This window comes from Megamonas sp. (assembly GCF_986095205.1).
The window spans coordinates 72,275-83,711 of the sequence record NZ_CFQVBI010000038.1 but is presented as its reverse complement, the minus strand read 5'-3'; the positions used below and the strand labels follow the sequence as shown (position 1 = coordinate 83,711).

Sequence of the window (11,437 nt, the reverse complement as noted above, 5' to 3'; positions counted from 1 at the left end):
AATAGAAATCTTATATGAATACTCTTAGAGAGTATATGTTTAAGAATGGTATGATTAATAATATAGGAGATAAGGTAACTTCTAGATAGATTAAGAAAGCTATAAGATCATTACCTAAAGATATGAGATCTATTGAAGCTGCTTATCTTCAATTTGCTACACCAGGATAGTATACAAAATGGTTTAATAAAATACCTTTACTTGGTACTTATCCAATAGTAAATAAACAATTTTAGAATTATGAAGAAGATAAAGATAAAGCCAGAAAATAGAGGTAAGTTCAATGCAACTAAAAAGAAGACAGGAAAGACAACTGAAGAACTAACTCATAGTAAGAATCCTGTGACAAGAAAGAGAGCAATATTCGCTTAGAATGCTGCTAAATGGAATAAAGGTAAAAAGAAGAAAAAATAAATCTAATTAAATATTTTAATTATGGATAAAAAAATGACATTAGGTGGATTTGAAGCTGTATTAGATAGCTTTATCCCTAATCCAGATGGTGGTTTTAGAAATTCAAATATTGATGAAAATGTTAATGTTGATGCTGATGAATTTGAATCACTAGACGATGAAGAATTGGAAGATATTAAAAAGAACAATATCGAAGTAAAAAATAAGAAAGAAAAGCCAGTAGAGGAAGATACTGAGGAAGAAGAAATCGAAGAAGAAGATATTGAAGATAAACCAAAACGTAAGCCTGGTAGACCTCGTAAAGAAGAAACTATTGAGGAAGAAACAGAAGAGGAAGAAGAGGTTGAAGATAATAATGAAGAAAATGTTGTTACTAACTTCTTTGACGCTATGGCTGAAAAACTCAATTGGGAATTTGAAGAAGGAGAGGAAAAACCCAAGAGTGTAGATGAGTTAATTAATTACTTCCAAAATGTCATTGAAGAAAATAGTAAGCCTGAATACTCTAGTGAAGAAGTTGAAGCACTAGATAATTTCGTAAAGCAAGGTGGAGATCTAAAGAAGTATCTGACTATTGATGCTGAGTTAGATTTAGATGATATTGATATTGAAGATGAAGCTAATCAGAAATTAGTAGTAAAACAGTTACTTAAAGAAAAAGGGTTCTCTACTAAGAAGATTGATAAGTTAGTAAGTAGATACGAAGAAGCTGGATTACTTGAAGATGAAGCGCAAGACGCTTTAGAAGATCTGAAAGAGATTAAAGAGGAAAGGAAGAAACAGCTATTAGAGGATCAGAAAAAGGCTTATCGTGAATAGTTACAGATACAACAGCAATTCTATGATAACGTTGTTAGCGAAATAAAAGGCTTAAAGAATATACGTGGTATTACAGTCCCTGAAAAAGATAAAAAGGTTTTAATAGATTATATACTTAAGCCAGACACAGACGGTAAAACAAAGTACCAAAAGGACTATGCTAAGGGTGGTGTTAAGAATCTCATAGAATCAGCATACTTTACAATGAATGCTGATAAGCTTATTGAGGCTGCTAAACGTGAAGGAAATAATTCAGCTATTGATAAGTTTAGACGAAGTTTAAAATCTAGTAGTATTACTACTAAATCTAGAAAACAAGCTACGGGTTCTGATGATGATCCAATTTGGTTCTCAGCTGCACGACAACTGCGTATATCATAATAATTAATTATATAAATAAAAAAATTAAATTACTAGTATTTTATGGATAATAATATTCTTAATAACCTCCAATTATACAAAGGTAAATGGTTTTCTGATTTGATCGACACTAATAAGATTAGTCTCGCTTCTCAGCAAAGACCTTATGAGGTATCTACTATCCTGTCATACGTATTTGGTACTAAAGATAATGGTTACAGTACTTCTCTTGATATGTTGACAGGTGGTCTTGGAAATGTAATGACTATTGATCAGCCTTCATTTGAATGGGGTGTTATGATTGACCAAGATAGAGCTGTTACAATTCGTGACGCTAAATGGAATGGCGCTGCAATTAGTGAAAATTCTACTCCGGGTTTGGGCAATACTCCTATTACTTTGTGGTTGGAAGATGCATGGTTTGGTCCTGGTGCTACTATCGAATTTGATGACAAGAGTCAAGCACGTATTCAGGATGCTCCGTATCAAGATGGTAATCTGTATGTTTATACAGTATTTGTATCTAACGGTAGCCCTGCTTCTTATATTGATCCTGCTGTTTTATCTTCTGGTTGCCAAGTAAACCGTTTGGCTTCTGCTTATGAAGAATACAGTGAAGAGGCTGATATCCTGAACTACAACACTCATTTCAAAATGCGTAATTATTTGACTACAGTACGTTTGTCTTATGATATTACAGGTTCTGCTTTCTCTACAGTTATGGCAGTAGCTTTGAAAGATCCTAAAACTGGCAAAACTTCTTACTTGTGGTCTACATTCCAGGAATGGGTTGCAATGCGCGAATGGTACAAACGTCTTGAAAGAGCTTTGGTATACAATCAGAATAATGTAAATAAAGATGGTTCTTGTAACCTGAAAGGTAAGAATGGTCGTCCTGCATTTATTGGTGCTGGTTTGCTGGAACAGATTGCTCCGTCTAACAGACGTTATTATACTCGTTTGACAGCTGAACTGTTGGAAGACTTCTTGTTTGACCTGTCTTACAATGTATTGGGTACTAATGAACGTAAGTTCGTTGCCTTGACTGGTGAAATGGGTATGCGTGAATTTGACCGTGTACTTAAAGAAAAGATGGCTAACATGAACTTGATTGACACAGTATTCGTAACTGGTTCTGGTGACAACTTGAAATTCGGTGGTCAGTTCAAGACTTACGCTATGTCTAATGGTATTGAATTGACTTTGAAGTATTTCCCGTTGTATGACAATACTACTTATAATCGTCAGTTGCATCCTGTTACTTTGAAACCGTTGGAATCTTACCGTATGACATTCTTGGATTTGGGTCGTCGTGATGGTGAAGCTAACATTGTTAAAGTAGTTCGTAAAGATCGTGAATTCGTTAACTGGTGTACAGCTGGTTCTGTAACTCCTGCTGGTTACGCTCACTCTAACACAGAAGTTCGTTCTAACGCTAAGGATGGTTACTCAGTACACTTCTTGGGTGAAGTAGGTATTATGTTACGTGATCCCCGTGCATGTGGAGAATTGATCATGGACGCACAGCAATAATCAGTTAAAATAATAAGTTAAAAGAATTATAACCTAATTATGTTCCCTGCGTTATAATAGTATAACTGAAAAAATTATACTATGAAAAGTAATGAGGTTTATAAGATTACAAATAAAATAACTGGGAAAATATATATAGGTATAACAAATCAAGGTTCTGGTGCGAGATATAGACATCATTGGTATGAATCTCGCATCGGAGAACCTTCTCCGATCCATCGTTCTATGGCTAAGTATGGCGAAGATAATTTCACTTTAGAGATTATAGACTTTGCTGAAACTTATGAAGAACTAAAAGAAAAAGAAAAATTCTGGATTAAAAAATTTAATTCAATAGATCGAAATATTGGATACAATCTTACAGAAGGCGGAGATGGAACATTTGGCAGAACGCATTCTGAAGAAACTAAAGAAAAAATTCGTCAGAAAGCGCTTGGGCGAAAAATTTCAGAAGAAACTAAAAAGAAAATGTCTGAAGCACGAATTGGCAAATGTTCAGATAAACAAAGAGAGCATTTGAAAAAAATATCAATTCAAGCAAAAGCAATTCCTGTATTACAGTTTTCTAAAACTGGAGAATTTATAGCTAAATATGAATCTGTATCAGAAGCTGCAAGACAAACAGGTATAAATGGCGACACAATAGAGCGTCAATTGAAGAAGCCTTTAAAAAATCCAAATGACTGGAGAGTTAAATTTATATGGAAAAAAGAAGAAATTGCAGCTATTGCTGTCTAACTTGATAATCTAATTTTATAATTATGGAAGTAATCGTTAGAATGACAAAAGTAAATCCTTGGACAGGGTTGATTAAATGGTCCAACTGCTTTGATTACTTGAGTTCATATTGGACAAGATCTGGTAGTCGTTACACAGGTCTAACTCAAGATAAAGCTAGAGAACTAGAACAGAAAATGGGTAAAGCTGAAGGAGAATTAGATCCCGATAGCACATTTTGGGATACATTTGCAATTAAGATTGGTAAGAAAGAATTAGTAATTAATACTGATAGACCTGAAGGTGAATTGCAATATTTATTCCTATTAGGACATAAGAGGGTAGCTAATGGCATTGATAAAGTAACTCCATCTACTGATTATGTACTTATAAATAAAGAAGCTGAAGCAGAACAAATTAATAAAGCTAACAAAGTTAAACGTGATGCTTATAGAGCATTGGATAAGATGAGTCTTGAAGATATGCGCAAATGTCTTAGACTATTTGGAGTTAAAGCTGACACTATGTCTAATGAATTGGTTGAAGCTAGACTTGGTGAAAACGTAGAAGCTGATCCAGCAAGATTTATTAGAATTTGGGTAGATAATCCTAATAAAGAAATTAACTTTGTAATTGAAGAAGCTTTAAGTAAAAATATTATTCGTAAGAACAGAGCATCATATTACTTTGGTACTGATCTTATTGGTAACGGTCTTGAAGATGTAATTGCATATTTGAAAGACAAAAAGAATCAAGATATTTACTTAAGTATTATGTCTGAAATAAAATCTAAATAATGACTAGAGAACAATTTCACTCATATTTTAAAGTAGCAATGGACAAGAACTCTCAAAGCGTAGCCTTTGGGGGTTGTCCTGCTTTCTTACCAGAAGAAATAGATTACTGGTTAGATCAAGGTTTATACCAAGAAATCAGTAATAAGTTTACTGGTAATAACTACTTAAAGACTAGCTTTGAAGGATCTGTAAAACGTATTCACGACTTAGAAAAGTTAGTACATACAGATACAAATGTTATTGCTAATACTGAAACAGACTCAAATAGATGTTATGTTACCAATCTATTTAATGGTGACAGAATGTTCTTTGTAGATGCTGTATTAAACTTCAATAACAAAAAAGCTACCATAAAGCTAATAGATCATGCAGACGCTACTAAATTCAAGAAGACTTACAATAACAATCCTTGGATAGAAGATCCAGTAGCTGTGATAGAAGATAACACTCTATATATCTATTATGATTACTTAGCTATGAGTAGTAATAGTTATTCTGTAGATATTACTTATGTTAAGTTCCCTACTAAGATAGAGAACTTACCAGCAGATGGTATGAGTGAAATACCAGAGTATATGCAGTTTGAAGTAATTAATAGAGCTGTAGAACTAGCATTAGAAGATATTGAGTCTAAGAGAATATAGACTAAATCATAGTTGAACCAAATAGATGAATGATTATGACAGACCGTGGATTTCAAATCGAGTTTGAACGTAGGCTATAGTTAATGGATCCTAACTTAGTTATTAAGGATAAGCTATCCTCAGACACTATTATATCATTCATTAATGAGGCAATTGATAAATTTTATAAAACAAGATACTCAGGTGTTAACTTTAAAGCTCAAGGATTTGAATAGACCTAGAAAAGAATAGACGATTTACGTACATTAATTAAAAATAAGAAATATACTGAAGGTTCAATTAATAAAAGTGATCGTAATTCTTATTCTGTAGAGTTACCAGAAGATTATGTATTATTACTTGGAGATACAGCTGGTATACAGCCAAGTAATTTAAATGAATGCTGGGAAGTTAATGAAAGAGGAGAATATATAACAAAATATACTGACACTCTAGAGTCTACAATAGAAACATTAGATAGACAGTTAAGTAATTCATTATCTGAACACAGACTAAAATATTGTCAAGCTAGACCTTTAAAGCTAATTCAAGACAATAATGTGATATTATATACAGATGGTAAATATAAAGTAAGTGAATATGAGATTACATACTTAGCTAAGCCATCTAAAATTAATTCAAGTAATATTACCAATACAGAATATACAGATTTGCCAGAACATACACATATGGAAATAGTAAAAATGGCAATCTAGATTTATCTTGCTACTAAACCAATGTAGCACTATAACGCTTATTCCAACGAAATAGCTTCAATGGAATGAGAAAGTATTAATTATTTTTAAGCGTTTGTCTGACGTGGAAATCTGCAATAAGGAAAGTAGAAAGACAAACAAAGACAGCGCGCATTGTCTAATCCGTTAATTATGGACGAAAAATTATATTGTCACGTTTGTAAAGAATTCAAAGAGACTTCTCAATTTTCTCCTTGTAAGAAAGCTAAACTCAGAAATGGAAAAAGTTATGTATGTAAATAGTGTCAAGCTTTAGCTTAGAGACAAAGAAGAGAGAAACAAAAAGATATAGATTTATTAGATTTTACTTTAAAGAAAAGATTGTATGATGCTTAGAATAGAGCTAAATCTAAAAATCAATACTATGATATTGATCTAGAATTTCTATATCAATTGTGGAATTAGTAGGAAGGTAAATGTGCTTTAACTGGAATACCAATGACTACAACAAAACACGGTAGAACTAACACTAATGTATCTATAGATAGAATAGATTCTTCTAAAGGTTATACTAAAGATAATATTTGGTTAATATGTTCTGCTGTTAATTTTATGAAATCAAATTTGAATTTAGAAGAATTTAAACAATATTGTTAGGCTGTAATTAACTATAAAAAATAAAAAAATTATATATGATTACTAGAACAGATACCGTACTTATCGGTAAAACATGTCCAGCATCTTATACTACAGTAGATAGTCTTACTCAGGGTGCTGTAGCTTTATTTGATGAAAATAAGAACTTGATTAAAAACGAAGCCGCAGCAGTAACTGCATCTACAGTATATATTGGAGTAGCTGGTGATAATATGACTATTACTTTGCCTGATGGTACTAGTGCTACTAAGCGTTCTGTAGAGTACTCTAATGCCATTTAGAAAGCTTCTAAACCTTCTTATGTAATGGGAGATTACGAAGCTCCAGTAGAAGAAAAAATTGAAATTGATTTAACTTCTGCAAAACCCGTAATTGGTCACAGATACGTATTGCGTATTGTTTACAAAGATATGTATGAAGCTCCGGGTCAGTTTACTCATACTTACGAAACAGTTGCTATTACTGAAACTGCTGACGATTTGGGTAATGCACTGTTAAAGAAAATTAACAAACACGCAAATCGTAGAGTAAGTGCTACATTTGCAAGTCATAAGTTAACACTTACAGCTCTTCCTAAAGATGATAATGAAGGTGTTTATTCATTAAATGAATATTCTGTAGTTTCTATGGAAGCTTCTCTGTACGTTACTATTCCTGGTGCATTGCTGTCTAACGTTCCTGAAGCAGTTCCTGGTGCAACTATTAAGAAAACTGCTGGTAAACCAGGTAAAGGTTTCTGGAAACAAGTTCGCGATATAGAAGTACGTATGTTGGGTTACAAAGGTCATGTATTTACGGATGCATATCCTATTGTTGAACCGAAACGTAATGTTACTGAAGGTGCGAAGTACGATTACATTACTATTGAAAATGATAATCTGTATTTATCACCAGACAATCAGTATATTAAAACTACTCCGTTGACTACTGAATTGTATGTTGAAGAAGCAGCTAATTTGAGTGCATCTCAGTTTGTTAAGAATCTTAAAGCATTTATCACTGGCGTTGGTACTGGTGCTGCTTAATGATACACGGTTTCTTTATTTAAAACCAGGCGAGGTTGAGGTTTTATCCTCGGCTTCGCCTTTTTAATTTTATAGATATGAAAATAATTAATGCGAAGATAGAAAATAACCTTCTAACAATTGAATTAGATTCAGTAGCTGGAGTTACTAAAGTATACTTAGATGGTATACTATCGAAAACTTATCATTCTAGTAATGATGCAGATCATGAAATAATTATCAGTAGTCCTCAAATAAGTGATAATAGTATAAATATCAATATAGAAGAATACGACGCTACCTCGTTTATAGTAACAGTAGTAGGAAGTGAAACTGCTCATGCTATAGCATATGACGAAAAGAATCTATACTATCAAAAAGTGAATACATTGGTTAGTTTTTGTTACACTTGCTTAGACAAGCATCAAAAAGAAAAAATATTAATGTTGTAGTTTAAGTCACAATTGTTAGACTACGCTAAAGCTAACAATCTTACTGAAGATGCTATATAGTATTATATAGATATGTGTCGTTTATTAGATATACCGAGTAAACATACATGTTGTAAGTATAATAGAATATTTAATTGCCACAGACTGTGTAAAACTTGCAGGTCTTGTTATAATGGTTGTTGTTAGTTATGATAGAAAACAATTATAGAATAGGTAAACATTTGAACAACATGACTAAGTATAATATAACATTTGATCGTACTTAGATATTAAACTTAGTGTGTTCAAATTACGTAGAAGATATACTAAAACAAGGAGATGCGTTTAGTATATCAGAAGAAGAGAAACACAAATTATTAGTACTAATAGATAAACTATTGAAATAATGGCATAGTATGCAACAACAGATGACCTTAGGGAATTAACTAGTTTAGTACGAAGCTTATAGGGTGATGTAACCACATTAAACAACAATGTTGGTGAACTTGATACATTAGTAGAAAGAATTAATCACCTATCTACTTTAAAAGATGTTACCATTACTTATATTACAGAAGGAGACTTAATATAGTACAGTAGTGATGGTACATGGCATAATGTATCTCCAGCTGTATTGGCAGATTATATTAGTGGTGAAGGTGGCATTATCGACACTGCTGTAGTTAAAGCATTAATAGCATCAGAAGGCGGTAAGTTATTCTTAAGTAAACTATACGATGATACAGCATTGGGTGTTATTACATTTAAGAATAGTGTAATAGCTGATAGTATGATATATGCTAAAAAAGGAATTACTATTGGTAATTATATATCAGGACTACTTGGAGATGGAGCTATAATTGATGAACATGGTAATATAGAAGCCGGAAGCTTAACCCTTAGAGAATTCTTATCTGTACCAGAATTACGTTTTAATAGAGTAGATGTAGTAAGCGGCGAACTGTGGAATTCTATCGCTTTTGGTACTATTGAATCAGTAGATACTAAAAACTAGATAGCTACTCTTAAACTAGAAGAAGGCGAATATAGTGGGTTACATGTTAATGATATATGTAGAGGTATATGGCATAATATTAGTGGAGTAAATGAAACTACTCCAGGTACAGATGAATGTGGGTTTGAAAAAATGCAGGGATTTAGTACTGCTTACTTTACCCCTATTGAAATTCTAGATGAAAGGGGTAAACAATTTAGATATTCACTAAAGCCTAATACTACTCAACATCCTACTGCTAATATGAAATTTGCAGTATATGGTAATTTCTTAGATGAGACAAGACAATCTAGTGCGTATTCTACTAGAGATTATAAAAGGTTCTTAAAAGATGTTAGTACTTGGGCAATTGATTGGACTAACATTGCGTCACAATTTGGTAAAATAGAAGGGTTGACTATTCCTGGAGCTCCAGATGATGGGGTACTACATGGGGATGGTGCTTACTTAACTAATGTCTACATGACAGGTGCTATGATTTAGTTTACTCCAGAACAAGAAGATAGTCTCAAAGGATAGGATGCTTACTCAGTAAATCTTACTAAAGACAACCTATCTGTTATTGTGGATAATGAATTAAACATATTAGATAAGTATAGCCAGCTAGATAATTTAACATTTGGAGTACAAGCTTTTAAAGGTACTACAGAATTATCATATTCAGATGTATATGCTGAAGGATCTTACTTCTTAACTTGGGAAGCAACAGGTCTTAAGTGTACGATGGCTAATGGTATATTCACAATTACAGATATTTTATCTGTTACTAATAGTCCTCATATAGACTTGTTAATTAACTGTGAAGGTAATGCTACATTTAAAAAGACAGTAGTATTATAGTTCCATTTACAACCTAATTCATTATGGACTACATATAACGATAACGATGCTATACCTGATAGACCTACTGGTGATGGTACTACCAACGGTTGGCATAGAAATTATACAGCATCTGCAATATGGATGTCTACTAAAAGCTCTATCGAAGTAGATGATCCTAATGTAGAATGGGGAGATCCTAATAGATTCCGTGGTGCTTCAGTAGCTGGTAAAGATGGTGAGTATACTAGATTTGCATATACTGAATCAAGCGTACCACCACCTACTCCTATAGGTGATACTGTTCCACCTAAAGACCCAAACAATAAATACACTTGGACTATGGACCCACCACAAGGAGATGTGGAAAAAGGTATTTGGGTATGGCAATCAATACAAACTGTGTATTCTGATAAATCTACATCTGGATGGTCAGAACCTTTCCGTTTAACAGGAGCTGATGGTAAAGATGGTAACGATGGTAATGATATAGAGTTTGTATATAAGATTACACAAAATAATTCTGCACCTACTTTACCAGCTAATAGTAATAGAGATGATTATACAGAACCAAACAATGGTTGGTATGATAACCCACAAGGTGTTAGTGAAACTTGGCAATATGAATGGGTAGCTCAACGTACTAAACCAGCTGCTAAAGCAGGTACTGGTAATTGGGGTAACTGGCAAGGTCCTACTTTATGGTCAAAATGGGGTGAAAAAGGTATGGATGGCGATGGTTATGAATATATCTACTATCGTACACAAGCTGAAAACATTGCACCTGATACTCCTGTAGCTGCTAATAATACAGATGATGAAGCGCGTCCTCAGGCATTTATTAATGGTGTAGCACAAACTACTACTTCTCCTGGAGGAATGTATTGGACTGATGATCCCCAAGGAGTTAGAGAAAACTTGATGTTTGAATGGGTAAGTGTACGTAAAAAAACAGATGGTGTATGGTCAGCGTTTCAAAAACCAGCTATATGGGCTAAATGGGGTGAAACTGGTTTAAGTGGTGGTAATTATCAATATAGATATAAAATATCAGCTACTACTCCAAGTATACCTACAGATTCAGCTGCATCTGGGTGGTCTGAAAATTCTGAAATGGTTCCGCCAGAAGGTCAATACGTATGGCAAATTCACAGATTTAAAAATGCAGATGGTTCATTAACAGCTTGGACTGGATTAATAAGACTTACTGGAGCCGATGGTAAAGATGGTGAAGACGGTAATAGTATAGAATTCTTATACGCACGTAATAATGATAAAGACAATTATCCTCAAAAACCAAATTCTAATCAAACTACAGACTGGACAGGTACTGGACCAGATGGTACACAGTGGTTTGATAATCCATAGGGAGTAGACGATTCACATAGATATGAATATGTAACTCAAAGATATAAAGATAAGAGTACTTAGAAATGGGGAGATTATTCACAACCAGGCTTATGGTCTGTATTTGCAGATAAAGGTAAAGATGGGGATGGATACGAATACATATTCGCTAGGTTCTCTAGTTATGATCAAGCAGCTCTATGTAG

The 11,437-nt window shown here is 33.4% G+C and carries 15 protein-coding genes; all 15 read left to right on the top strand.

The window, feature by feature from the left end; genetic code table 11:
• Window positions 1–435: 435 nt before the first annotated feature.
• The 15 genes from AC5LAX_RS05520 (at window position 436) to AC5LAX_RS05450 (ending at window position 11,252) form a co-directional block, all read left to right on the top strand.
• Complete coding sequence (locus AC5LAX_RS05520; protein WP_493263718.1) at window positions 436–1,233, top strand: hypothetical protein; 798 nt, start codon at window positions 436–438, stop codon at window positions 1,231–1,233.
• Window positions 1,234–1,437: 204 nt separating this feature from the next.
• Window positions 1,438–1,614: a hypothetical protein gene (locus AC5LAX_RS05515; protein ID WP_493263717.1), complete on the top strand. Its 177-nt coding sequence runs from the start codon at window positions 1,438–1,440 to the stop codon at window positions 1,612–1,614.
• Between the two features lie 42 nt (window positions 1,615–1,656).
• Window positions 1,657–3,126, top strand: coding sequence for a hypothetical protein (locus AC5LAX_RS05510; protein ID WP_493263716.1), 1,470 nt, complete (start codon window positions 1,657–1,659; stop codon window positions 3,124–3,126).
• 81 nt (window positions 3,127–3,207) lie between these two features.
• Window positions 3,208–3,864 carry an NUMOD3 domain-containing DNA-binding protein gene (locus tag AC5LAX_RS05505; RefSeq protein WP_493263715.1) on the top strand — a complete coding sequence of 219 codons (657 nt, stop codon included), beginning with the start codon at window positions 3,208–3,210 and terminating at the stop codon, window positions 3,862–3,864.
• A 23-nt stretch (window positions 3,865–3,887) separates the two neighbouring features.
• Window positions 3,888–4,640 carry a hypothetical protein gene (locus AC5LAX_RS05500; RefSeq protein WP_493263714.1) on the top strand — a complete coding sequence of 251 codons (753 nt, stop codon included), beginning with the start codon at window positions 3,888–3,890 and terminating at the stop codon, window positions 4,638–4,640.
• Window positions 4,640–5,284: a hypothetical protein gene (locus AC5LAX_RS05495; protein WP_483251578.1), complete on the top strand. Its 645-nt coding sequence runs from the start codon at window positions 4,640–4,642 to the stop codon at window positions 5,282–5,284. The genes AC5LAX_RS05500 and AC5LAX_RS05495 overlap by 1 nt, the downstream gene beginning before the upstream one ends.
• A gap of 539 nt (window positions 5,285–5,823) precedes the next feature.
• Window positions 5,824–5,979, top strand: coding sequence for a hypothetical protein (locus tag AC5LAX_RS05490; RefSeq protein WP_493263713.1), 156 nt, complete (start codon window positions 5,824–5,826; stop codon window positions 5,977–5,979).
• A 477-nt stretch (window positions 5,980–6,456) separates the two neighbouring features.
• A complete protein-coding gene (locus AC5LAX_RS05485) occupies window positions 6,457–6,615 on the top strand; it encodes a hypothetical protein (RefSeq protein WP_302686149.1) in 159 nt (52 codons plus the stop codon).
• A 35-nt stretch (window positions 6,616–6,650) separates the two neighbouring features.
• Window positions 6,651–6,896, top strand: coding sequence for a hypothetical protein (locus AC5LAX_RS05480; protein WP_493263712.1), 246 nt, complete (start codon window positions 6,651–6,653; stop codon window positions 6,894–6,896).
• A 24-nt stretch (window positions 6,897–6,920) separates the two neighbouring features.
• On the top strand, window positions 6,921–7,640 hold the full coding sequence (locus AC5LAX_RS05475) for a hypothetical protein (RefSeq protein WP_493263711.1): 720 nt from the start codon (window positions 6,921–6,923) through the stop codon (window positions 7,638–7,640).
• A 77-nt stretch (window positions 7,641–7,717) separates the two neighbouring features.
• Window positions 7,718–8,071 (top strand): hypothetical protein, encoded by a 354-nt coding sequence (locus AC5LAX_RS05470; protein ID WP_493263710.1) that lies wholly within the window; start codon window positions 7,718–7,720, stop codon window positions 8,069–8,071.
• Window positions 8,072–8,684: 613 nt separating this feature from the next.
• Window positions 8,685–9,065, top strand: a complete 381-nt coding sequence (locus AC5LAX_RS05465) for a hypothetical protein (RefSeq protein WP_419024619.1) — start codon at window positions 8,685–8,687, stop codon at window positions 9,063–9,065.
• 132 nt (window positions 9,066–9,197) lie between these two features.
• Window positions 9,198–9,548: a hypothetical protein gene (locus AC5LAX_RS05460; protein ID WP_281538134.1), complete on the top strand. Its 351-nt coding sequence runs from the start codon at window positions 9,198–9,200 to the stop codon at window positions 9,546–9,548.
• Window positions 9,549–9,629: 81 nt separating this feature from the next.
• Window positions 9,630–9,905 (top strand): hypothetical protein, encoded by a 276-nt coding sequence (locus AC5LAX_RS05455; protein ID WP_493263709.1) that lies wholly within the window; start codon window positions 9,630–9,632, stop codon window positions 9,903–9,905.
• Window positions 9,906–10,028: 123 nt separating this feature from the next.
• Entirely contained in the window at window positions 10,029–11,252 is a 1,224-nt protein-coding gene (locus AC5LAX_RS05450) for a hypothetical protein (RefSeq protein WP_493263708.1), read from the top strand.
• Window positions 11,253–11,437: the final 185 nt, after the last annotated feature.